The 23,940-nt window shown below is 72.7% G+C and carries 17 protein-coding genes and 1 pseudogene; 15 read left to right on the top strand and 3 right to left on the bottom strand.

Translation table 11 applies throughout. The annotated features are described in order from the left end of the window. Positions 1-378 precede the first annotated feature (378 nt). The 3 genes from AXW62_RS30965 to AXW62_RS30955 all read left to right on the top strand — a co-directional run bounded on the left by AXW62_RS30965 (position 379) and on the right by AXW62_RS30955 (position 3,619). Entirely contained in the window at positions 379-1,428 is a 1,050-nt protein-coding gene (locus AXW62_RS30965; protein WP_030843689.1) for a FecCD family ABC transporter permease, read from the top strand. A 29-nt stretch (positions 1,429-1,457) separates the two neighbouring features. Next, positions 1,458-2,492, top strand: a complete 1,035-nt coding sequence (locus AXW62_RS30960; protein ID WP_060947417.1) for a FecCD family ABC transporter permease — start codon at positions 1,458-1,460, stop codon at positions 2,490-2,492. Between the two features lie 164 nt (positions 2,493-2,656). Further along, positions 2,657-3,619, top strand: a complete 963-nt coding sequence (locus AXW62_RS30955) for an ABC transporter ATP-binding protein (RefSeq protein WP_060947416.1) — start codon at positions 2,657-2,659, stop codon at positions 3,617-3,619. A gap of 354 nt (positions 3,620-3,973) precedes the next feature. On the opposite strand, the gene AXW62_RS30950 is transcribed toward AXW62_RS30955, so the two are convergent. Beyond that, positions 3,974-4,321, bottom strand: a complete 348-nt coding sequence (locus tag AXW62_RS30950; RefSeq protein WP_060947410.1) for a hypothetical protein — start codon at positions 4,319-4,321, stop codon at positions 3,974-3,976. Positions 4,322-4,539: 218 nt separating this feature from the next. On the opposite strand from AXW62_RS30950, the gene AXW62_RS30945 reads away from it, so the two are divergent. The 6 genes from AXW62_RS30945 (at position 4,540) to AXW62_RS30920 (ending at position 11,692) form a co-directional block, all read left to right on the top strand. Next, positions 4,540-4,875 (top strand): hypothetical protein, encoded by a 336-nt coding sequence (locus AXW62_RS30945; protein WP_060947415.1) that lies wholly within the window; start codon positions 4,540-4,542, stop codon positions 4,873-4,875. Between the two features lie 73 nt (positions 4,876-4,948). Next, a complete protein-coding gene (locus AXW62_RS30940; RefSeq protein WP_030843702.1) occupies positions 4,949-5,821 on the top strand; it encodes a TlyA family RNA methyltransferase in 873 nt (290 codons plus the stop codon). Positions 5,822-5,892: 71 nt separating this feature from the next. After that, a complete protein-coding gene (locus tag AXW62_RS30935; RefSeq protein WP_060947414.1) occupies positions 5,893-6,819 on the top strand; it encodes an NAD kinase in 927 nt (308 codons plus the stop codon). Between the two features lie 531 nt (positions 6,820-7,350). After that, positions 7,351-9,102 (top strand): DNA repair protein RecN, encoded by a 1,752-nt coding sequence (gene recN, locus AXW62_RS30930; protein WP_174556455.1) that lies wholly within the window; start codon positions 7,351-7,353, stop codon positions 9,100-9,102. A gap of 168 nt (positions 9,103-9,270) precedes the next feature. Further along, the gene (locus AXW62_RS30925; RefSeq protein ID WP_060947412.1) at positions 9,271-10,419 is read left to right on the top strand and encodes a glycosyltransferase family 4 protein; all 1,149 of its coding nucleotides are present in this window, start codon (positions 9,271-9,273) and stop codon (positions 10,417-10,419) included. A gap of 100 nt (positions 10,420-10,519) precedes the next feature. Beyond that, complete coding sequence (locus tag AXW62_RS30920) at positions 10,520-11,692, top strand: glycoside hydrolase family 64 protein (RefSeq protein WP_060947409.1); 1,173 nt, start codon at positions 10,520-10,522, stop codon at positions 11,690-11,692. Between the two features lie 80 nt (positions 11,693-11,772). Here AXW62_RS30920 and AXW62_RS30915 read toward each other — a convergent pair whose 3' ends face one another. After that, positions 11,773-13,458 (bottom strand): PucR family transcriptional regulator, encoded by a 1,686-nt coding sequence (locus AXW62_RS30915; RefSeq protein ID WP_060947408.1) that lies wholly within the window; start codon positions 13,456-13,458, stop codon positions 11,773-11,775. A 45-nt stretch (positions 13,459-13,503) separates the two neighbouring features. Next, positions 13,504-15,312, bottom strand: a complete 1,809-nt coding sequence (locus AXW62_RS30910) for a glycoside hydrolase family 15 protein (RefSeq protein ID WP_060947407.1) — start codon at positions 15,310-15,312, stop codon at positions 13,504-13,506. 419 nt (positions 15,313-15,731) lie between these two features. Between AXW62_RS30910 and pyrG the strand changes: the two genes are divergently transcribed. From pyrG to AXW62_RS30875, 6 genes and pseudogenes are all read left to right on the top strand, one after another. Then, entirely contained in the window at positions 15,732-17,387 is a 1,656-nt protein-coding gene (gene pyrG / locus AXW62_RS30900; RefSeq protein WP_037646693.1) for a CTP synthase, read from the top strand. Between the two features lie 81 nt (positions 17,388-17,468). Then, a complete protein-coding gene (locus AXW62_RS30895; RefSeq protein WP_060947405.1) occupies positions 17,469-18,095 on the top strand; it encodes an NUDIX domain-containing protein in 627 nt (208 codons plus the stop codon). Positions 18,096-19,018: 923 nt separating this feature from the next. Beyond that, a complete protein-coding gene (locus AXW62_RS30890) occupies positions 19,019-20,785 on the top strand; it encodes a tetratricopeptide repeat protein (protein ID WP_479685794.1) in 1,767 nt (588 codons plus the stop codon). A 230-nt stretch (positions 20,786-21,015) separates the two neighbouring features. After that, positions 21,016-22,131 carry an alanine dehydrogenase gene (gene ald / locus AXW62_RS30885; RefSeq protein WP_060947411.1) on the top strand — a complete coding sequence of 372 codons (1,116 nt, stop codon included), beginning with the start codon at positions 21,016-21,018 and terminating at the stop codon, positions 22,129-22,131. A 547-nt stretch (positions 22,132-22,678) separates the two neighbouring features. Further along, the gene (locus AXW62_RS30880; RefSeq protein WP_030833087.1) at positions 22,679-23,695 is read left to right on the top strand and encodes a ParA family protein; all 1,017 of its coding nucleotides are present in this window, start codon (positions 22,679-22,681) and stop codon (positions 23,693-23,695) included. Then, positions 23,680-23,940, top strand: a pseudogene (locus AXW62_RS30875) (hypothetical protein); the annotation flags it as partial. The gene AXW62_RS30880 and the pseudogene AXW62_RS30875, both read left to right, overlap by 16 nt.

The following is a 23,940-nucleotide window of genomic DNA, read 5'->3' as shown; positions in this document are numbered from 1 at the left end:
CGTGGGTACGGTCGGAGGCGCTCGCGTGGGGGCCGTTGGTGAGGTGCTGCTGTGGGGCCGGTCGGCGGTGATCGCGCACAGGTGCGGCCGATAGGTATCTCGGCGCACGGCCGACAGGTACCTCGCATAGGTGCGGTCAGCGAGTACCTCGCACGGGTACGGCCTGTCTCGCGGGGGTACGGCTGGTGATGTGCCCGCATGCGGACCGCCGGAGAGAGGTTCCCGCGTGGGGGCGGTCGGTGAGGTTCCCGTATCCGGGATGGCCGACGAGGGTCTCGCGCGGGGACGGTCGGCAAGGATCCGCAAGGGTACGGCCAGCAAGACTTAGGGTAACCTAACCTAAGTCATGATCGGCCGTGCTGTGAGGTGGAGTTCCGCGTGACCGTGGTCAGTCCGGTGAAAGCCGGGACCGAGACAGCGAGCGCGCCGCCCCGGCGGCGCACCGCGCGCCGTGCGACCGGGCTGGTCGTCTCCCTGGGTGTGCTGCTGGCCATCGCCGCCGCATCCATCGCGATCGGTGCCAAATCGATTGCGCTGGACCAGGTGTGGCACGGGCTGTTCCACTACACCGGCAGCGACACCGATGTGGTGATCCGGGACGTACGACTGCCGCGCACCATCCTCGGGCTGCTCGTCGGCGTCGGGCTCGGCCTCGCGGGCGCGGTCATCCAGGCCCTCACCCGCAACCCGCTCGCCGACCCCGGGTTGCTGGGGCTGAACGCGGGCGCGTCCGCCGCCGTCGTCTCGGCCATCAGCTTCCTCGGGGTCACCTCCCTGACCGGCTATGTGTGGTTCGCGTTCCTCGGCACCGCCGTGGTGTCCGTACTCGTGTACGCGCTCGGCGGCAGCCGCAGCGCCACCCCGGTGCGGCTGGCGCTCGCCGGTATGGCCGTGTACGCCGCTCTCTACGGCTACGTCAACGCCGTTGAACTGCTGGACACCGCGGCGCTCGACAAGATGCGCTTCTGGACGGTCGGTTCACTCGCCTCCGCGAACATGAGCGTCGTCCGGCAGGTGGCGCCGTTCCTCCTGGTCGGCGCGGTGCTGGCGTTGTCGCTCGGCCGTTCGCTGAACGCCGTGGCACTCGGCGACGACACGGCACGCGCCCTCGGCACCAACCTCAACCGCACCCGGGCGCTCTCCATGGCCGCGGTCACCCTGCTGTGCGGGGCCGCGACCGCCGCCTGTGGGCCCATCGCGTTCGTCGGGCTGATCGTGCCGCATCTGGTCCGCGCGCTGACCGGACCCGATATGCGCTGGATCCTGCCGTACGCGGCCGTGCTGTCGCCCGTCCTGCTGCTGGGCGCCGATGTGCTCGGGCGGGTGATCACCCGGCCCGCGGAACTCCAGGTCGGCGTCGTCACCACCTTCATCGGCGGGCCCCTCTTCATCTACCTCGTACGCCGCCGAAGGATGGCCCAACTGTGAACGCGAGCAAGCGCACCAGCAAGCCCGGGATGCGCGGGGCCACGCTGCGCACCCGCGGTGGCATCTCGCTGCGCCTGGACATCCGTGGTGTGGTCGTGGGGCTGCTGCTGCTCGTGGTGGCGCTGGTGATGAGCGTTCTGCTGATCGGCACCGGCGACTTCCCCATCGCGCCCGCCGACGTGGTGCGCACGCTCTTCGGCGGCGGCACCGTGGCCCAGGACTTCATCGTCAACGATCTGCGGCTGCCGCGCGTGCTGGTGGGGCTGCTGGTCGGCGCGGCCCTGGGCCTGGCCGGGGCGATCGTCCAGTCCATCTCCCGCAATCCGCTGGGCAGTCCGGACGTGCTCGGCCTCGGCCAGGGAGCGGCGGCCGGGGCGCTCACCGTGATCGTCCTCCTCCACGGCGGTCCGACCGAGGTCGCCGCCGGTGCGCTCGGCGGCGGCCTGCTGACCGGGCTCGGCGTCTATGTGCTGGCCTGGCGGCGGGGTGTGCACGGGTACCGGCTGGTGCTGGTGGGCATCGGCGCGTCCGCGATGCTCACCGCCGTCAACGGCTATCTGCTCACCAAGGCCGATGTGGTGGACGCCACCCGCGCGGTGGTGTGGATCGCGGGATCGCTCAACGGGCGGGACTGGAACCAGGTCTGGCCGATGCTGGCCATCTGCGCGGTGCTGCTGCCCGTGGTCTTCGGCCATGCCCGGGGGCTGCGGATGCTGGAGATGGGTGACGACAGCGCCTACGCCCTCGGGGTGCCGGTGGAGCGGACGCGGATGGTGCTGATGGGCGCGGCCGTGCTGCTGACCGCGTCCGCCACCGCCGCGGCCGGGCCCGTCGCCTTCGTGGCGCTGGTCGCCCCGCAGCTGGCCCGCAGGCTCACCCGCTCGGCGGGCCCGAATCTGCTGCCGGCGGCCTGGATGGGCGCGGGGCTGCTGATCACCGCCGACTGGGCCTCGCAGCGTGTCTTCGGGGCCGATCAACTGCCGGTGGGGGTGCTCACCGGGATGCTGGGTGGCGCCTATTTGCTGTGGCTGCTGGTGACCGAGCGCAGGGCGGGGCGGATATGACGAGCGTGGATATGACCAGCGTGGATATGACCAGCGTGGATATGACCAGCGTGGATATGACCAGCGTGGACACGACCCGGGCGGAAGACGACACCGAAGCCGATACCGGAGCCGTTACCGGAGCAGACACGGAAGACGATACGGAAGACGACACGGAAGACACCATGGACAAGGACACCCGGCAGACCGCGGCCGACGGCGGCAATGGCAATGAGGGCGGCAGCGGCGAGGGGGGCGGCGGCGGTGACGGGGGCGGCCGAGACGGTGGGGCTGAGCGCGGGCGGCAGCGGCTCACCGCGGAGGGGCTGACCCTCGCCTACGACCGGCGCACGGTCGCCGAAGGGCTGTCCGTGTCCATACCCGACAACTCCTTCACGGTGATCGTCGGGCCGAACGCCTGCGGCAAGTCCACCCTGCTGCGCGCCCTGTCCCGGATGCTCAAGCCGACGGCCGGATCGGTGCTGCTGGACGGGCAGGTGATCAGCACGCTGCCCGCCAAGAAGGTCGCCCGTACCCTCGGGCTGCTGCCCCAGTCCTCGATCGCGCCGGACGGGATCACCGTCGGCGATCTGGTCGCCCGCGGCCGCTACCCGCACCAGGGGCTGCTGCGACAGTGGTCGGAGACGGACGAGCGGATCGTCGACGAATCGATGGCGGCGACCGGTGTGGCGGAGCTGAGGGATCGCTATGTCGACGAATTGTCCGGTGGGCAGCGCCAGCGGGTATGGATCGCGATGGCCATCGCCCAGCAGACCCCGCTGCTGCTCCTTGACGAGCCCACGACCTATCTGGACATCCAGCACCAGATCGATGTGCTGGACCTGTGTGCCCAGCTCCACGAGGAACAGGGCCGCACCCTCGTCGCCGTTCTGCACGACCTCAACCACGCCGCCCGCTACGCCACGCATCTGATCGCGATGCGGGGCGGGGAGGTCGTCGCGGAGGGCGCGCCGGGGGACGTGGTGACGGCGGAGCTGGTGGAACGGGTCTTCGGGCTGCGCTGCCAGGTGATCGACGACCCCGAGACGGGGACGCCGCTGGTCATCCCCGCCGCCCGTCGGTCCCGTACGGCACGGGGCGAGGCGCCTTTGGAGGCTGCGGCGGCTGCGGCGGCGAGGGAGTCCTGAAGGGCGGCTGCGGGAGCGGGGTCATGGACCGGGGTGGAGCGGGAGCTCCGGGGTTCGGTGTTCGGGGGTTCGGCGTTCGGGGTTTGGGGCTCGCGGGCTCGGCGTTCGGGGCTCGCGGGCCCGGCCTTCGAGGGCCGGGGGCTCGGGGCTGGGGGCGGCGTTTCCGGCTTGGTGCAGGCGGTCGGGCGCGGCCCGCTGTGCTCGGCCGGGTGCGGTTCGCTGTGCTCGGCGGGGTGCGGCCCGTTCGGTCGGCCGGGCAGGGTCAGAGCGGCGTCCGGCCGCGTGGGGTCAGAGCGCGACGCACGTGATCGTCCTCGCGACGTCAGTGGCAGCGTCCGGCCGGGTCGGGTGGGGTCAGAGCAGCTTGCGCAGCCGGATGAGGTCGCGCAGTCCGGCTTCCAGCTTGATCCGGCCGCTGCCCCACGCCCGTGCGAAGTGCAGTTCGCCGTCGACCAGGGCCACCAGGTCCTCGCCGGTCATCGTCAGCCGGATCTGGGCACGCTCGGCCGGCGGGCCCGGCTCGGCCGTCACATCCTCGATCCGGCTGTCCACGAGACGGCCGACGAAGGTGGTGTTCAGGTCGGTGATCCAGCAGCTGACGGAGCGATCGAGCGCGGCGGCGCTGCGGAGGTCCCCGTTCGCGCCCGCGAGGTTCTCCGCCAGCTTCTCGAGTGCGCCGCGGCACTGTTCCAAGGTCGCCATCGCGGACGACGTTACCGCAGGTCTCGTACGCCGGAGAACGCGGGATTCGCGGTAGCGTCGAGGTCATGAGCGAGCCGATGCCGGACGGATGGCCCGGCCCACAGCCCGACCCGGTGGCCGGGGCAGCCCATGAGGCCGTGCCGGGGTCGGGACGGGGAGAGGCTGAGGGCGTGGGATACGGAGACGTGCCGGAGGCGGCGGGGGATTCCGCGCCGGAGGTGGCGAGAGATGCCGCGCCGGGGGCCGCCGGGGATTCCGTGCTGGGGGCGGCGGAGCCGTCTGTACCGGAGGTGGCGGGGGATGTGGTGCGGGAGTCCGTGCCGGAGCCGTCCGGGCCCGCTGATCCCGCACCGCTCGGCGTGGGGCGCACGCCCACCGGCGTTCCGGAGGTGGACGCCCGGCTCGACCGGCTGGCCGACGCCGACCACCTCGCGACGAGCGGACACCTGGAGGTGTACGAGGATGTGCACCGGGGGTTGCGTGACACGCTGACCGCGCTCGACCGGCCGCCCGGACCCCCGGCGCCCGGTCCGCGGTCCCCTTCCGCTACGTAATCACCTGCTACGTACCCGACGAACCGCTACGCACCCGACGTAAACGACCTCAGGAGCTGAACCACCCGTGGCAGTGACCCGTCCACGACGCGCACGACTCGACGCGGAGCTGGTGCGCCGCAAGCTGGCGCGTTCGCGTGAGCATGCGAGCCAGCTGATCGCCGCGGGCCGGGTCACCGTCGGCGGGGCGGTGGCGACCAAACCGGCCACCCAGGTGGAGACCAGCGCGGCCGTCGTGGTGATCAAGGACGACAGCGATCCGGACTACGTTTCGCGCGGTGGCCACAAGCTGGCGGGCGCGCTGTACGCCTTCAGCGAGGAGTACCGGGAGGGCGCGGGCGCGGGGCAGGACCCCGGGGTCCGTCCGGTCCCCGGCGCGGGACTGAAGGTCGCCGGGCGGCGGGCGCTGGACGCGGGCGCGTCGACCGGGGGCTTCACCGATGTCCTGCTCCGAGCGGGCGCCGCGCGGGTGCTCGCCGTCGACGTCGGATACGGCCAGCTCGCCTGGTCACTGCAGAGCGATGAACGCGTCAGCGTCCACGATCGTACGAACGTGCGCGAGCTGACACTCGAGCGGATCGGAGGGGAACCGGTGGACCTGGTGGTCGGCGATCTCTCCTTCATTCCGCTCGGACTGGTACTGCCCGCCCTCGTGCGGTGCGCCGCGCCCGATGCCGATCTGGTGCTGATGGTCAAACCGCAGTTCGAGGTCGGCAAGGAGCGGCTGGGCAGCGGAGGAGTGGTCCGCAGCGCCGAGCTGCGCGCCGAAGCGGTGCGTACGGTGGCGGAGCGGGCGGCGGAACTCGGACTGGGTGTGCTGGGCGTGACGGCCAGCCCGCTCCCGGGGCCGTCGGGTAATGTCGAGTACTTTCTGTGGATGCGCGCCGGGGCGCCGGCACTGGACCCGGCCGATGTTGACCGTGCAGTGGCGGAGGGGCCCAGTTGACCACTTCAGAAGCAGCGCAGGCGAAGGAAGCAGTGCCCGATGCGTCGGACGCTCCGGCGGCGGTGGCGCCCTTGGCGTCACCGGAGCCGCCGGCGGTCGAGCCGACGGCGGACCGGACCGTCTTCCTGCTCGCGCACACCGGCCGCCCCGCGGCCATCCGCAGCGCCGAACTGGTCGTCCAGGGGCTGCTGCGCAGCGGAATCGGGGTGCGGGTGCTCGCCGCCGAGGCCGCGGACCTGCCGCTGCCGCCCGCCGTCGAACGCGTCGACGCGGACCGTGACGTCCTCGACGGCTGCGAGCTGCTGGTGGTGCTCGGCGGGGACGGGACGCTGCTGCGCGGCGCGGAGTTCGCCCGGGTCTCGGGTGTGCCGATGCTCGGCGTGAACCTCGGCCGGGTCGGCTTCCTGGCCGAGGCCGAGCGGGACGACCTCGACAAGGTCGTGGACCGGGTGGTGACCCGGCAGTACGAGGTCGAGGAGCGGATGACGATCGACGTGCTCGTCCGCAACGACGGGCACATCGTGCACACGGACTGGGCGCTGAACGAGGCGTCGGTCGAGAAGGCGGCGCGTGAGCGGCTGCTCGAGGTCGTCACGGAGGTCGACAACCGGCCGGTGTCCCGGTTCGGCGGCGACGGCGTGGTCTGCGCGACCCCGACCGGCTCGACGGCCTACGCCTTTTCGGCGGGCGGGCCGGTGGTGTGGCCCGAGGTCGAGGCGCTGCTGATGGTGCCGATCAGCGCTCATGCGCTGTTCGCCAAGCCGCTGGTGGCCTCGCCGGAGTCGGTGCTCGCGGTGGAGGTTCAGCCGCAGACGCCGCATGGGGTGCTGTGGTGCGATGGGCGGCGCACGGTGGAGTTGCCCGCGGGTGCGCGGGTGGAGGTCCGCCGGGGGGCGGTGCCGGTGCGGCTGGCGCGGCTCCACCACGCGTCGTTCACCGACCGGTTGGTGGCCAAGTTCGCGCTTCCGGTGGCGGGGTGGCGGGGGGCGCCGCACTAGGTTCGGTTCGTGGGTGCGGTTGGGGGTTGCGGTTGGGGTGCGGTTTGGGGTTGTGCGGTGAGTGTGGTTGGGGTGCTTTGGGGTGCGGTTTTTTCGGGTGCGGTTTGGGTGCGCGGCGGGGGCGGTGCGTTTCGCTGGGCGGTGGCGGGGTTGCCGTGGGTGCGCGGTCGGTTGGGTGGTGGTGTCGGGTGCGGGGCCTCCGGGGCGGGGCCCTGGACCGTATATTTACGGCGCCATTGACCGGAGGCGTGGAGTGGGCCGGAGATTGGCGCCACAAATACACGTAAGCGTCCAGGACCCCACCCCTCCGACCCCGCCCCCTCCCGCCGCCCCGCGGCTCCCCGCCGGTGGCCCCGGTCGCCTGCCTGGCGGCGGTCCTCTCGCGGCTCCCTGCGGGTGGCTCCGGTCGTCGGCTTGGTGGCGGTCCTCTCTCGCCTTTCCGCCGGTGGCCCCGGTCGGCTGGGTGGTCATGTGTGCGGGTGGGACCCGCAAGTGGCGCCCCTTCGTCGCATCGGACCGGGCAAACCTCGTATGGTCGTGCACGTGCTGGAGGAGATGCGGATACGTGCGCTGGGCGTCATCGACGACGCGGTCGTCGAGCTGTCGCCCGGCTTCACCGCGGTGACCGGTGAGACCGGCGCGGGCAAGACCATGGTCGTCACCAGCCTCGGACTGCTGCTGGGTGGCCGGGCCGACGCCGGTCTGGTGCGGATCGGGGCCAAGGCGGCGGTCGTCGAGGGGCGCGTCACGGTGGACGCCCGGTCGTCGGTGGCCGTGAGAGCCGAGGAGGCGGGGGCCGAGCTCGACGACGGTGCGCTGCTGATCAGCCGTACGCTCTCCGCCGAGGGGCGGTCGCGGGCCCATGTGGGTGGCCGCTCGGTGCCTGTGGGGCTGCTGAGCGAGCTGGCCGACGATCTGGTGGCCGTGCACGGGCAGACCGATCAGCAGGGCCTGCTGCGCCCCGCCAGGCAGCGGCAGGCGCTGGACCGGTACGCGGGGGACGCGGTGTCCGGGCCGCTGGAGAAGTACGCGGCCGCCTACCGGCGGCTGCGTGCCGTCAGCGATGAGCTGGACGAGCTGACCACGCGGGCGCGTGAACGGGCGCAGGAGGCCGATCTGCTGCGCTTCGGCCTGGAGGAGGTCGCCGCGGCCGAGCCCCTCCCCGGGGAGGACGCCGAGCTCGCGGCCGAGGCGGAGCGGCTGGGGCATGCCGAGGCGCTCGCCTCCGCCGCCGCCCTCGCGCACGCCGCCCTCGCCGGGAACCCGGAGGACCCGGAGGGGGTGGACGCGGCCACCCTGGTCGCGGGGGCCCACCGCGCGCTGGAGGGTGTGCGCTCCCATGACCCGGCCCTGGCCGGGCTCGCCGACCGGATCGGCGAGGTGGGCATCCTGCTGTCCGACGTGGCCGGGGAGCTGGCGGGGTACGCGGATGACCTCGACGCCGACCCGTTGCGGCTGGCGGCCGTCGAGGAGCGCCGGGCCGTGCTGGCCCAGCTGACCCGTAAGTACGGCGAGACGATCGGGGATGTGCTGGCCTGGGCCGAGCGGGGCGCCGCCCGGCTCGCCGAACTGGACGGCGACGACGACCGCATCGGTGAGCTGACCGCCGAGCGCGACGCGCTCCGCGCCGAGCTGGGCGAGCTGGCGCAGGCGCTCACCGACGCCCGTACGGAGGCGGCCGGGCGGTTCGCCGAGGCGGTCACCGCCGAGCTGGCCTCCCTGGCGATGCCGCACGCCCGGGTGACGTTCGCGATCCGCCAGAGCGAGGCCGCCGAGGAGACGGACGGCATCGAGGTGGGCGGGCGTCCGGTCGTCTTCGGGCCGCACGGCGCCGACGAGGTCGAGCTGCTGCTAGCCCCTCATCCGGGCACCCCGCCCCGGCCGATCGCCAAGGGCGCCTCCGGAGGTGAGCTGTCCCGGGTGATGCTCGCGGTCGAGGTGGTGTTCGCGGGCTCCGATCCCGTACCGACCTATCTCTTCGACGAGGTGGACGCGGGCGTCGGGGGCAAGGCGGCGGTCGAGGTGGGTCGCCGGCTGGCCAAGCTCGCCCGTTCCGCACAGGTCGTGGTGGTCACCCATCTGCCCCAGGTCGCGGCCTTCGCCGACCGGCACCTGGTGGTCGAGAAGACCAACGACGGGGCGGTGACCCGCAGCGGGGTGAAGGTCATGGAGGGCGAGGACCGGGTACGGGAGCTGTCGCGGATGCTCGCCGGGCAGGAGGACTCCGAACTGGCGCGGGCGCATGCGGAAGAGCTCCTGGAGGCGGCCCGCGCAGGACGCTGATCCTTCACCCGAAAGGGTGGTAGTGCGGACGTACGGACGAGCCCGGGGCAGGCGTTGTCCGGGAGCGTTGCGACGAGGGCCCGGCGAGTGCTGGCATTCTTGGGCGGAGCGCGTCCGCGCAGTCCACTCCGCCACCGTCTCAGGAGCTCCGCCCGCGTGAGCAGTACCGTGAGCAGCACCCCGGTCCCGCCGCACGGGCAGCCGTCGCTGCACGCCGTCCAGGTGCTGGGCGGGGGGAGTTCGGGCAGCGGGGTGCATGTGCGGTCGCTGTCGGCCGGGCTGGTGGCGCGCGGACTGCGGGTGACCGTGTGCGGGCCCTGGAGCGCCGAGCGGGGCTACGGCTTCACCCAGACCGGAGCGCGGTTCACCGGGCTCGACGCCCTGACGGACGCCGGGAGCGTGGCGTCGCTGCGCACCGCCGTCTGTGGGGCGGCCCTGGTGCACGCCCACGGGCTGCGGCCGGGGCTGCTGGCCGCGGTGGCGCTGCGTGGCCGGAAAGTGCCCCTGGTCGTCACCTGGCACACCCGGGTGGACATCGAGGGGGCGCGGGCCGGTCTGGTCCGGCTGATGGAGCGGCGGGTGGCGCGAACCGCCGCGATCGTGCTGGGCGCATCCTCGGACCTGGTGGACCGGGCCCGTGCCCGGGGTGCGCGCGACGCCCGGCTGGCCCCGGTCGCGGTGCCCGCCCCGCGCCGGGCACCGGAGTCCGGTGACGGCCGCCGCCAGAAGGCGCGGGCCGAACTGGGCGTGATGGGACGGCCGTTGCTGGTCACGGCGGGACGGCTGGAGGCGGTGGCCGGACACGGCCCGCTGCTGGACGCGGCGCGGCGCTGGCGCGGGCTGGATCCTCGGCCGCTGCTGGTGGTGGCGGGGGAGGGGCCGGACCGTGCGGTGCTCCAGGGCCGGATCGACACGGAGGGACTGCCGGTGCGGCTGCTCGGCCGGCATGACGATCTGCCGGGGCTCCTTGCCGCGGCCGATGTGGCGGTGCTTTCCAGCCGCTGGGAGGCGCGGTCGCTGCTGGCCCAGGAGGCGCTGCACGCGGGCGTGCCGCTGGTGGCCACGGCGGTGGGCGGGGTGCCGGAGCTGGTCGGGGACGCGGCCGAACTCGTCCCGTACGGCGACCCGGAGGCCCTGGCCGGCGCCGTGGCCGGGCTGCTCGCCGACCCGGCGCGCCGGGTGGAACTGGCGGCGGCGGGCCGGGCGCGGACGGCGTGCTGGCCGACGGAGGACGACACGGTCGCCCATGTCCTCAGCATCTACGACGAGTTGGTTCAGACCTTTATCCGCGAAAGGGTTGACGGCCCCGGCCGTTGATCGGCAGGGTGCTGCGCAGAGGAACGAGAGAGCGCTCTCTCTCGTCACCCCCCACGCCATTTTCCCGGCAACCCCCACTACGCCGAGGAGCACCATCATCATGATCAGTCGCAGGAAGCTGCTGGGCGGCATCGCGGCCTCCGCCGCCGCCGCGGGAACCGGCCTGGCCTTCGCCGGCGGTCGCGCCAGCGGTGCGCCGAGCGCGAGGGCCGCCGCCTCCCTGCCCCTGACCGTCGTGAACAAGACGGGGCAGTTCGACAACGGGTCGGTATGGCTCTACATCGTCGGCAACGAGGGCGACCGGCAGGTCCACGTCACCCCCGAGGGCGAGATCGTTCCCGTGGCGCTCTCCGACAACGGCTCGGACGGCTTCACCGACTACGCGATCCCGCTGTCCGGGAGCGGGGAGACCAAGCTCAACCTGCCGCAGATGTCCGGCCGGATCTATGTCGCGCTCGGCGACAAGCTCAAGCTCAAGGTGGTCGAGGACGGGGCGGGCAAGGCCGCGCTGCAGTACCCGGCCGGCTGGGTGTCCGGCGATCCGAACTTCGACATCCTGCACGACTGCGCGGAGTTCACGTACAACTCCTCCGGGATGTTCTGCAACACCACCATGGTGGACATGTTCAGCGTCCCGCTGTCGATCCACCTCACCGGTGCCCAGGACCAGACGACCGGCACCCTGAAGGACGGCGCCCGCGACAAGGTCTTCTCCGACCTCGCCGCCGTCGAGGCGTTCAAGCCGCTGATCATCGGGGACAACCTGCGGGTGATCGCTCCGGGCCACGGCATGGGCTCGGGGCTGTTCGCGGAGGACTACTTCGCGTCGTACATCGACCAGGTCTGGGACACCTACGGATCGAAGGACCTCAAGGTCACCACCAACGCGGGCACCTTCACCGGCCGGGTGAGCGACGGGAAGTTCTCCTTCACCGGTCCGGCGTCGGTCTCCTTCGACAAGCCCTCCACCAAGGACGTGCTGTTCTGCGACGGCGCCCTGGCCGCCCCCAACGACGGGACGACGGGCCCGGTCGCGGCCATCCTCGGCGCGGGCTTCAACCGCACCACGCTGCACAACGCCGACGCCCAGCCGACCACCGACCCGGCCGCCTTCTACGGCGAGGACGTCACCAACCACTACGCCAAGGCCATGCACGCGGCGACCGTGGACGGCAAGGCGTACGGCTTCGCCTTCGACGACGTGGCCGAGTTCGCGTCGTACATCCAGGACACCGCCCCCACGGGTGTCACGCTCACCCTGACCCCGTTCTAAAGGCGGCTCAGGCACGACGGCCACCGGGCGCGGTGCCCCTCCGGGCGCCGCGCCCGCGGGCGCCGGCCGGGAGGAAGGCGTCAGCGCACATGGCGGCGGGCCTGGAGCGCCAGCCCCAGGGCGAGGACAGTCTGCGGGTCCTCCAGGTCGCTGCCGAGCAGCCGGGCGATCCGGGCCAGCCGGTCGTACAGCGTCTGGCGGTTGAGGTGCAGCGCGCGGGCGGTCTCCGCCTTGCGGCCCGCATGCCGCAGATACGCCTCCAGGGTCGGCACCAGCGGCGGCCGGGCGGTGCGGTCGTGGGCCAGCAGCGGGCCGATCACCCGGTCGACGAAGGCGGCCAGATCGCCGTGTTCCCGCAGCCGCCACAGCAACAGGTCGACATCCAGACTCCGTACGTCGTACCAGTCCCGGCCGGTCAGCCCGCGCGCCGCGTTCGCCGCCTCCGCCGCGTGCCGCAGCTCGGCGCCGGCCGCGTCCCAGCCGCCCGCGAGCCCGGCGACCACCACCGGCGGCCGGGCGCCGGCCCGGTCCGGCCAGGCCCGCTCCACCCCGGTCCGCAGCGCCGTCGCGATCCGTTCGGCCACCGTCCCCCGCTCGGCCGCGCCGCGCAGCCCCACCAGCAGCGGAACCCGGCCCTCCGGCAGCCGTACGCCGAGCAGCACCGGCACCCCGACCGCCGCCAGCTCCTCCTGCAGCGCGTGGGCCAGCGCCGCCCAGCTCTCGCCGCCCCCGCCCAGCGGGCGCGGATCCGCCACCAGCCGCATCACCACCGGCAGCAGCGGCCCGTCCGGGCCCGGCCGGAAGCCCAGCACCCGGGCCTGGGCGGGGGCGTCGGACGGCTCGATCCGGCCCTCCGCGAGATCGGTGAGGAAGTCCCCGCGTCCCCGCGCCGCCAGCTCCTCCTCCTGGCGCGCCCGCAGCAGCACCACCGCCAGCAGATCCGCCGTTCGCTCGGCGGCGATCCGGTGCACCGGCCCCAGCGGTCCGGCCACCGGGAGGACGGTCAGCCGCGCCCGTACGGTGCCGGGGCCGGGCCCGCCGCCCGGGATGTCCGCCATCACGCTGCCCGCCGGCGGTTCGGGCCGCTCGGCCGCGCGCCGGGCCCGCAGCCCCTCCCACACCTGGAGCGGATCGGCCGCGCCCGCCGGGGACGTACCGCCCGGCCCCGCCGCGTACAGCAGCTGTCCTTCGGGGGTCTCCAGGAAGACCGGGTTGGCCGCGAAGGCGGCGAAATCGCGCAGGATCTCCGGCACCCCGCCGCCGCGCAGCAGCACCTCGGTGGCCTGCCGGTGCACCACGTCGGCCTGGCGCAGCAGGGCGTAGTGCGCGTTGACGATCTCGGTGTGGATCTCCTCGGTGACCGTCACGAACGGCACCTCGCGGTGCAGCTGCACCAGCGGCAGCCCGCAGGAGCGCGCCGTGTCCACCACCGGTCCCGGCAGCGTACGGAACCGGGCGCCCAGCTCCACCACCAGCGCCGCGATGCCCCGGTCGGCGAGCCGGCGGACGAAGGACCGCTGGTCGGCCGGGCGCGGCCCGACGCCCAGGCCGGTGGTCAGCAGCAGCTCACCGCCCTTGAGCAGCGCGGCGATGTTCGGTGCCTCGCCCGCGTGCACCCAGCGCACCGGGCGGTCCAGCAGCTCCTCCCCGGACACCACCTCGGGGAGGCCGCGGCGCAGGGCGGGAAGGCCGAGGGCCCGCGCCACGGTGATCGTCCCATGCGGTTCCCGAGGGGTCGGCCGCTGCCGCGGCTCCTGCGGTTCCATGCTCAGGACGCTCCCTCGGCGGGGCCCTCTTCCCTGGTCAGCGGGCTAGCCTCCGTAGGCCCCGGACGCCGTCAGGCGCAGCGCGGTGTCGATCAGCGGCACATGGCTGAACGCCTGCGGGAAGTTGCCCACCTGGCGCTGGTTCCGGGCGTCCCACTCCTCGGCCAGCAGCCCGAGGTCGTTGCGGAGCGCGAGCAGCTTCTCGAAGAGCCTGCGCGCCTCGTCCACCCGGCCGATCATCGCCAGGTCGTCCGCGAGCCAGAACGAGCAGGCCAGGAAGGCCCCTTCGTCGCCCTCGAGACCGTCCACCCCGGCGTCCTCGCCCGCCGTGGGGTAGCGCATGACGAATCCGTCCTCGGTCGACAGCTCCCGCTGGATCGCCTCGATGGTGCCGATGACCCGCTTGTCGTCCGGCGGCAGGAAGCCCATCTGCGGGATGAGCAGCAGCGAGGCGTCCAGCTCCTTGGAGCCGTAGGACTGGGTGAAGGTGTTGCGCTCGGCGTCGTAGCCCTTCTCGCAGACGTCCCGGTGGATGGCGTCGCGCAGCTCCCGCCAGCGCTCCAACGGCCCGTCCACATCGCCGGATTCGATCAGCTTGACGGTGCGGTCGACCGCGACCCAGGCCATCACCTTGGAGTGCACGAAGTGGCGGCGCGGCCCGCGCACCTCCCAGATGCCCTCGTCCGGCTCGTCCCAGTGGTCCTCCAGGTAGCTGATGAGCTTGAGCTGGAGCACGCTGGCGTAGTCGTTGCGCGCCAGGCCCGTCATATGGGCCAGGTGCAGCGCCTCGGTGACCTCGCCGTAGACGTCCAGCTGGAGCTGGCCCGCCGCGCCGTTGCCGACCCGGACCGGCTGGGAGTTCTCGTAGCCGGGCAGCCAGGTCAGCTCGGCCTCGGCCAACTCCCGCTCGCCCGCGATGCCGTACATGATCTGGAGGTTCTCCGGGTCGCCGGCGACCGCGCGCAGCAGCCACTCGCGCCAGGCGCGGGCCTCCTCGCGGTAGCCGGTGCGCAGCAGCGAGGAGAGGGTGATCGCCGCGTCCCGCAGCCAGGTGAAGCGGTAGTCCCAGTTCCGGACGCCGCCGATCTCCTCGGGGAGCGAGGTGGTGGGCGCCGCGACGATGCCGCCGGTGGGGGCGTAGGTCAGCGCCTTGAGCGTGATCAGCGAGCGGACCACCGCGTCCCGGTAGGGGCCGTGGTACGTGCAGTGCTCCACCCACTCCCGCCAGAACGCCTCGGTGGCCTCCAGCGCGGCCTCCGGCTCGGGCAGGGCGGGCGGCTCCTTGTGGGAGGGCTGCCAGCTGATGGTGAAGGCGATCCGGTCGCCGGGGGCCACCGTGAAGTCGGAGTAGGTGGTCAGGTCCTTGCCGTAGGTGTCGACCTCGGTGTCCAGCCACACCGAGTCCGGACCGGCGACGGCGACCGTGCGCGTGTCCACCCTGTGCACCCACGGCACGACCCAGCCGTAGGAGAACCGCATCCGCAGCGCGGAGCGCATCGGCACCCGGCCGCTGACCCCCTCGACGATCCGCACCAGCTGCGGGGCGCCGTCCCGGGGCGGCATGAAGTCGATCACGCGGACCGTGCCGCGCGGGGTGTCCCACTCCGACTCCAGGACCAGCGAGTCGCCGCGGTAGCGGCGGCGGTCGGCGGCGGGCGGCTCGCTCCCCGGGGGGAAGGCGGGCCCCAGACGCCAGAAGCCGTGTTCCTCGGTGCCCAGCAGACCGGCGAAGACGGCATGGGAGTCGAAGCGCGGCAGGCACAGCCAGTCGACCGTCCCGTCTCTGCAGACGAGGGCGGCGGTCTGCATATCACCAATCAGCGCGTAATCCTCGATACGCCCGGCCACGTGCATTCCCCATTCGAACGGCCGTATCACCCCGGAGGGCGTTTCTCACGGTCTCGGAAATTCTGACGAGCTCTTGTTCCGGGGGCGTGCTGGTGGTGCCGTGCCGGGGTGGCTCGCATGCGTGCGTCCGATGAGGATACGACGGACGACGGTGATCCGCTCGAGCCAGTCCACATCGTGGCTCGCATCGCGCGGCCGATCGGGTGGACGGTCACCCAGGGTGCCCGTGCGGTTGCGCAGGCCGATCGCGGGAACCAGGTCATCAGCGGCCGCTCCGGGGCGCTGATACCCTGGTAGCCCGTGGAGCGGCGGGCACAAAACCCCCGAACCTCAGCGACGGCGCCGCCGGAATCCGGAAGCGGCCGCCGAGCGCACCCTCACCACGCGACCACGGGAGCCCCCTCTTGGCCATTGCCGCTAAACCCATGACGACCAAGCACCTCTTCGTCACCGGGGGGGTCGCCTCCTCACTCGGCAAGGGTCTTACCGCCTCCAGTCTGGGTGCCCTGCTGAAGGCGCGAGGTCTGCGCGTCACCATGCAGAAGCTCGATCCGTATCTGAACGTCGACCCGGGCACGATGAACCCCTTCCAGCACGGTGAGGTGTTCGTCACCAACGACGGCGCCGAGACCGATCTGGACATCGGCCACTACGAGCGCTTCCTCGACGTCGACCTCGACGGCTCGGCCAATGTGACCACCGGCCAGGTGTACTCCACCGTAATCGCCAAGGAGCGGCGTGGTGAGTACCTCGGTGACACCGTGCAGGTCATCCCGCACATCACCAACGAGATCAAGCACCGCATCCGGCGCATGGCCACCGATGACGTGGACGTCGTCATCACCGAGGTCGGCGGCACCGTGGGCGACATCGAGTCGCTGCCCTTCCTCGAGGCCGTCCGTCAGGTCCGGCACGAGGTCGGCCGGGACAACGTCTTCGTGGTGCACATCTCGCTGCTGCCCTACATCGGCCCGTCCGGCGAGCTGAAGACCAAGCCCACCCAGCACTCGGTGGCCGCGCTGCGCAACATCGGTATCCAGCCGGACGCGATCGTGCTGCGAGCCGACCGCGAGGTCCCGACCTCCATCAAGCGCAAGGTCTCGCTGATGTGCGACGTGGACGACGCGGCCGTGGTCGCCGCCATCGACGCCAAGTCGATCTACGACATCCCGAAGGTGCTGCACTCCGAGGGCCTGGACGCCTATGTCGTCCGCAAGCTGGACCTGCCCTTCCGCGACGTGGACTGGACCCAGTGGGACAACCTGCTGGCGCGGGTCCACCAGCCCGACCACGAGGTCACCGTCGCGCTCGTCGGCAAGTACATCGACCTGCCCGACGCCTACCTCTCCGTCACCGAGGCGCTGCGCGCCGGCGGCTTCGCCAACCGCGCCCGCGTCAAGATCAAGTGGGTCACCTCCGACGACTGCAAGACGGCGGCCGGCGCCCGGCAGCAGCTCGAAGGCGTGGACGCGGTCTGCATCCCCGGCGGCTTCGGCGACCGCGGAGTGACCGGCAAGGTCGGCGCGATCACCTACGCCCGGGAGAACAAGATCCCGCTGCTGGGCCTCTGCCTCGGACTCCAGTGCATCGTCATCGAGGCCGCGCGCAACCTCGCCGGTATCGAGGGCGCCAACTCCACCGAGTTCGAGCCCGCCACCACCGACCCGGTTATCTCCACCATGGCCGAGCAGCTCGACATCGTCGCGGGCGACGGCGACATGGGCGGCACCATGCGGCTGGGCATGTACCCGGCCAAGCTCGCCGAGGGCTCGATCGTCCGCGAGGTCTACGACAACCAGCCCTACGTCGAGGAGCGCCACCGCCACCGCTACGAGGTCAACAACTCCTACCGCGGTGAGCTGGAGAAGAAGGCCGGGATCGTCTTCTCCGGCACCTCCCCCGACAACAAGCTCGTCGAGTACGTGGAGTACCCGCGCGAGGTCCACCCCTACCTGGTCGGCACCCAGGCCCACCCCGAGCTGCGCTCCCGCCCGACCCGTCCGCACCCGCTCTTCGCGGGCCTGGTGAAGGCGGCCGTCGAGCGGCAGACCGCTGCTCAGACGCGGGGCGGCGACGCCTGACCGCTACGGTTGACGGGGGTGGGTGGCCGGTCCGGCCCACCGCCCCCGTCAACCGCACGCGGAAAGGACGCTGAGGCAAGCATGCGCATCCAGGACACCCCCGAGGAATGGCAGGTCACCGCCACCGCCACGCCGTTCACCGGCAACAAGACGAGCGTGCGCACGGACGAGGTGGTCATGCCCGACGGCAGCCGGGCCACGCGCGACTACCAGGTCCACCCCGGCTCGGTCGCCGTCCTCGCCCTGGACGAGGACGGCCGGGTGATCGTGCTGCGGCAGTACCGGCACCCGGTCCGCCAGCGGCTGTGGGAGATCCCGGCCGGTCTGCTCGACGTCCCCGGTGAGAACCCGCTGCACGCCGCCCAGCGGGAGCTGTACGAGGAGGCGCACGTCAAGGCCGAGGACTGGCGCGTCCTCGTGGACGTCTACACCTCGCCCGGCGGCTGTGACGAGGCCGTACGGATCTTCCTGGCCCGGGAGATCTCCGCGGCCGAGGGCGAGCGGTTCGAGGTCGCCGAGGAGGAGGCCGACATGGAGCTCGCCCGGGTGTCCCTGGAGGAGCTGGTGCGCGGCGCCCTCGCGGGCGAGCTGCACAACAACTGCCTCGCGGTGGGCGCGCTGGCGCTTCAGGCCGCGCTCGCCGGCGACGGCGTCGACTCCCTGCGGCCCGCCGACGCTCCCTGGCCGGCCCGCCCCTTCGCGGCGTAGGGCTTCGCGGCGTAGGGCCCGGCTCCCGCACGCGCACACTGGCCCGCGGCCGGGCACCGGTTCGTCGGGTCCGGGGATGGCCCGCGGCCGGGCACCGGCCCATCGCGTCCGGGGATGGCCCATCGGGTCCTGGTGAAGAACCGATGGAGTGATTTTCGGTCCGCGCCGTGGGCCGGGAGTGCCGGGTACCTGACGCGGAGTGAACTACGCTCATAGCCAACCCGATCGCATGGTCGCGACGGGTTCGTATGCGCAGGTAGGACGGGAGTGGGCCGGTGGCGGAACAGGCGGTCGACACCGATGGGGAGCCGACGGCCCCCCGGAAGCGGCAGCCTCCGTCCGCCACGCCCGCTTCGTCCACTTCCGGCCGTCCGCCGGAGAGCCGTCCGCCGGAGAGCCGTCCACCAGAGGGCCGTCTGTCGGAGGGCCGTCCGTCGGAAGGCCGCGCGCCGGAGGACCGTTCCTCGGAGGGCCGTCCACCAGGGGACCGTTCGTCGGAGGGTCGCGCGCCGGGGATCCATGCGCCGGGGGACCATCCGTCGCAGGACCGGGCGTCCGACGACCGGGTGTCCGACGACCGGGCACGCCCCTCCGACGGCCCGCCCCGGCAGCGCTCCGCGAGCGGCGCGGCCGGGCGCACGGGGGGCCAGGACGGCGGGGTGTGGAGCGGGGCGACCCGGGCCGTGCTGTTCGCGGCGGCGGCCACCGTGGGGCAGGGGTTCGCCGGGCGGCGGCGCGAGCTGCTCTCGCTGCGGGCCGACATCGAGCGCCCCGGCCTGGACACCATCGCCGGTCGCAAGGCCGCCCGCAGCCGGGTGCTGCTGATCGCGGGCCGCCCCGGCTGGGGCCGTACGGCGCTCGCCGAGGAGCTGGCCCGCCGGCTCGCCGACGACTACCCCGACGGGGTGCTGAGCGCCCGGCTGATGACCTCCGCCGGCGACCCCGTCCCCATCGAGCGCACCGCCCGTGAGCTGCTCGGACGGCTCGGGGTGAGCGCCCCGCCGGGGGCGGACGAGGACGATCTGAGCGCGGCGCTGCGCGCGGCGCTGGCCGGCAAGCGGGTGCTGCTGCTGCTCGACGACGTGGCCGGGGCCGAGCAGGTGGACGCGCTGCTGCCCGACGAGCCCGGCTGCCTGGTGGTCGCCGTCTCGCGCGGCCCGCTGACCGGGGTGCCGGACGTGCGGCCGTGCACGGTGGGCGGGCTGGACGTGAGCGCGGCGGTCGGTCTGCTGGCGCAGTACGCCGGACCCACCCGGATCACCTGCGACCCGGTGGCCGCGCAGTCCCTCGTCGAGGAGTGCGCGGGCCAGCCCGCCGCCCTCGTCCTGGTCGGCGGCTGGCTCGCCGCCCGCCCGCAGGCGTCGGTCGCCGATGTCCTGGCACGGCTGCGTGAACTCCCCCCGGAGGAGGGGGGTCCCGACCACGGCACACGTCCCCTGATCCGGGCGTTCCGGCTGGCCTACGCCTCGCTGCCGTCCGCCACCGCCCGGATGCTGCGGCTGCTGGTGCTCGCGCCCGGCGGATCGGCCGACGCCCAGACCGCCTCCGCGCTGGCCGGATGCTCGGTGGCGGACGGTGAGGCGGCGCTGGAGGGCTTCGCCGCGTACGGGATGCTGCGTCCGCGCGAACCGGGCCGCTACCAGGTGCCCGGCTGTCTCGATCCGCTGCTGCGGGAGCTGCTGGAGACCGCGGAGCGCCCGGCGGAGGTGGAGCTGGCGCGGGCGCGGATGCTGGAGCGCACCGTACGGCAGCTGCACGCGTGCCGGCTGGCCGCCGAGCCCCCCGGTTCGCCGGGCCGCAAGAAGCTGGCGGAGATGCCGGGGCCGCTGCGGTTCGCGTCGTCGGCGGAGGCGGCCGCCTGGCTCGAGGCGCGGCTGCCCACGCTGCTCGAGGCCGCCCGGCTGGCCGTGGAGACCGGGCGGCTGGACACCCTGGCACGGCGTCTGGTGGCCGCGCTGACCCACGCCCTCACCGCCCACCGGGGCGCCGAGGGCGCCGCGCCGGAGCTGTACGGTCTGCACCAGCTGGTGCTGGACGTGGCCCGGCGCCGCGACCTGCCGGTGGAGCGGGCCGCCGCGCTGCTCAACCTCGGTGATCTGGACGGCGGGGCGGGCCGGGTGGACAAGGCCCTGGGCCGCTACAAGAGCGCCCTGGAGGCCGCCCGCGCGTCGGGCGATCCGTATACGACCGGGCGGGCGCTGGAGTCGATCGGCGGCACGTACCAGGAGCTGGAGGACTGGCACCGGGCGGCCGACTGGTACGGACGCGCCCTGGAGCTGCGGCTCAGCCGCCGCGATCTGCCCGCGGCCGCCCGGCTGTACGCGCGGCTCGGCACCGTCCACGGCTACGCCGGGCAGTGGGCCGAGGCGCTGCGCGACTGGCGTGCCGCCGCGGCCGCCTGCCGCCGGGCGGGGGACCGGCCGGGGTACGTGCGGGCGCTCTGCGGCACGGCGGGCGCCCAGGAGCGCACGGGCCGGTCGAGGGAGGCGCTGCGCACCTGGGCGGAGGCCGCCGCCACCGCCCGTACCTGCGGTGATTCTCTGCTGCACGCCGATGTGGCGCGCCACGCGGCGGACGCGGTGGACCGGCTCGGCGGGGATCCCGCGGTGGCGGCGTCGCTGCGGCGCACCGCCCGGAGGATCGGCACGGCGGAAGCGGACGACACGGGGTCCGGCGCCGGGGAGCGGTAAGGGAAACCCGGTCGACCTACGAAACCAGTAGTGGTCTCGCGAAAGATTGCTGCATTGCAAGGCTAGACAGCGTGACCTCCTTCATTAGACTGGCTGTACCGCGATTGTTGCGGTCGTCTCCGGCATGCGGACGCATGCCGGTTTGCCGGTCTATGGTCGATGTCGTATCGACCCGTGACTGCCTATGGCGTTATGTTCCGTTCCCCCCCCATTCAAGGACCGTGATCGACGTGAAGGTCGGTATTCCCCGCGAGGTCAAGAACAACGAGTTCCGTGTGGCCATCACCCCCGCCGGTGTGCACGAGCTGGTCCGCGGCGGCCATGAGGTCGTCCTGGAGCGGGGCGCGGGCCTCGGCTCCTCCATCACGGACGAGGAGTACACCGCCGCGGGCGCGCACATCCTCGGCACCGCCGACGAGGTCTGGGCCGCCGCCGACCTGCTGCTGAAGGTCAAGGAGCCCGTCGCGGAGGAATACCACCGGCTGCGCAAGGGCCAGACGCTCTTCACCTATCTGCATCTGGCCGCCTCCCGGGCCTGCACGGACGCGCTGCTGGAGTCCGGCACCACCGCCATCGCGTACGAGACGGTCGAGACCGCGAACCGCGCGCTGCCGCTGCTCGCGCCGATGTCCGAGGTCGCGGGCCGGATCGCGCCGCAGGTCGGCGCCTACCACCTGATGCGCTCGGCCGGCGGCCGCGGGGTGCTGCCCGGCGGGGTGCCGGGGGTGGCCGCCGCGCGGGCCGTGGTCATCGGCGGTGGCGTCTCCGGGTGGAACGCCGCCCAGATCGCCATCGGCATGGGCTTCCACGTCACCCTGCTCGACAAGGACATCAACAAGCTGCGCGAGGCCGACCGGATCTTCGGCAACCGGGTGCGGACCATCGCCTCCAACGCCTACGAGCTGGAGAAGGCCGTCCTCGACGCCGACCTGGTCATCGGCGCGGTGCTCATCCCGGGCGCCAAGGCGCCCAAGCTGGTCAGCAACGAGCTGGTGTCCCGGATGAAGCCGGGAAGTGTCCTTGTCGACATCGCGATCGACCAGGGCGGCTGCTTCGAGGACTCCCGCCCCACCACCCACGCCGAGCCGACGTTCACGGTCCACGACTCGGTCTTCTACTGCGTCGCCAACATGCCCGGCGCGGTGCCGAACACCTCCACCCACGCGCTCACCAACGCGACGCTCCCGTACATCGTGGAACTGGCCAACCGCGGCTGGTGGGACGCGCTGCGCCGGGACGCCGCGCTGGCCAAGGGGCTCAACACCCATGAGGGACAGGTCGTCTACGGCCCGGTCGCCGAGGCGCACGAGCTGCCCGCGGTCGACCTGGGTTCGCTGATCGGCTGAGGACGCGCCCGGACCGTCCGGAGCCGGTGAACTCCGGTTGCCGGAAGGTCAACCCGGACCGTCAACCCCAGGTCGAGGACGGGCATCCGGCCGGGTTCCGCCGCAGGGCGGGACCCGGCCGGACGCGTGTCCGCTGTGCCCGGTATCGGGGGTGACCCATGCCGTGGTCAACTCGCCCTCAATGCACCTCTTGAGACGCTTTATACGGTGGTGAAATCTCCGCGGCACCGTTCACACGCCCTTGACATCGGGGTGTTTGATTGCCGACACATTATGCCGTGTCCGGTGGATTGTGTTGCTGCGGACCGCCGACACGCCATAGAGTCGCCAACCGTCGGCATGGTGTCACGCTGACCTATAGAGAAATTTCCTGGTCACCAAGGAGGTAGGACGACTTGTGAATGAGTCGACATTTTCTCCCGGGGGTGGTCAACCAGGATCGGCTGCGCGGGGCCAGGGTCCCTCGGGGCTCGAGGCTGTCGGCTCCGTCGCTGTCCGCACCTTCGCAACCCACCAGAGCATGACGACAGCCCACCAGAGCCACAGCATGGACGGCCATCACGTGAACGCCATGGCCGGCGACCAGGGGGGCACGGATCCCGCCCGCCTCGCCGACTACGACGACCTCCCCGACGGGCACTTCTACGACCCGGACGCGGAGTACGAACCAGATCCCGAATACGCGGCCACCCTCGCGCCCGACGCCGCCCGCCAGCGCCGCGAGCGCATCGGCCCCACCGGGCGCCCGCTGCCGTACTTCCCGATCCCGGGGCCGCTGACCGATCACGGTCCCGCGAAGATCATCGCGATGTGCAACCAGAAGGGCGGGGTCGGCAAGACCACCTCCACCATCAACCTGGGCGCGGCCCTGGCCGAGTACGGCCGCCGGGTCCTGCTCGTCGACTTCGACCCGCAGGGCGCCCTGTCGGTCGGCCTCGGGGTCAACCCGATGGAGCTCGACCTCACGGTCTACAACCTGCTCATGGAGCGGGGCATGTCGGCCGACGAGGTGCTGCTGAAGACGGCCGTGCCCAACATGGACCTGCTGCCCAGCAATATCGACTTGTCGGCCGCCGAGGTGCAGCTGGTGAGCGAGGTGGCCCGGGAGTCGACCCTGCAGCGCGCGCTCAAGCCGCTGATGGCCGACTACGACTACATCGTCATCGACTGCCAGCCCTCGCTCGGTCTGCTCACGGTCAACGCGCTCACCGCCGCGCACAAGGTGATCGTGCCGCTGGAGTGCGAGTTCTTCGCGCTGCGCGGTGTGGCGTTGCTCACGGAGACGATCGAGAAGGTCCAGGAGCGGCTCAACCCCGACCTGGAGCTGGACGGCATTCTCGCCACGATGTACGACTCGCGCACCGTGCACAGCCGTGAGGTCCTCGCCCGCGTGGTCGAGGCGTTCGACGATCACGTCTACCACACGGTCATCGGCCGTACGGTCCGCTTCCCCGAGACCACGGTCGCGGGTGAGCCGATCACCACGTACGCCTCCAACTCCGTCGGTGCCGCCGCCTATCGTCAGCTCGCCAGGGAGGTGCTCGCCCGGTGTCACGCCGAGTGAGTCTGCCGGGAGCCGACGAACTGTTCCGCACCACGGGAGGGATGGCACTCCAGTCCTCCTCTCCCGCCTCCGGGCGCCGCCAGGCGAACGGCGAGGGCCCCCGGGTGCCCCCGCCCGCCGCCGACCCCGACGCGGGCGCCGAGCCGCGCGAAGGGCAGGAGCGCCCGGACGGGGAGCAGTCCGGCCCGGGCGAACACACGGGACGCGAGACGGCGGCCTCCCCGGACGCGGGCGGCGAGCGGCGG

The sequence above is a fragment of the Streptomyces hygroscopicus subsp. hygroscopicus genome (genome assembly GCF_001553455.1).
GTDB lineage: Bacteria > Actinomycetota > Actinomycetes > Streptomycetales > Streptomycetaceae > Streptomyces > Streptomyces hygroscopicus.
This window is presented reverse-complemented; position numbering and strand designations above follow the sequence as displayed.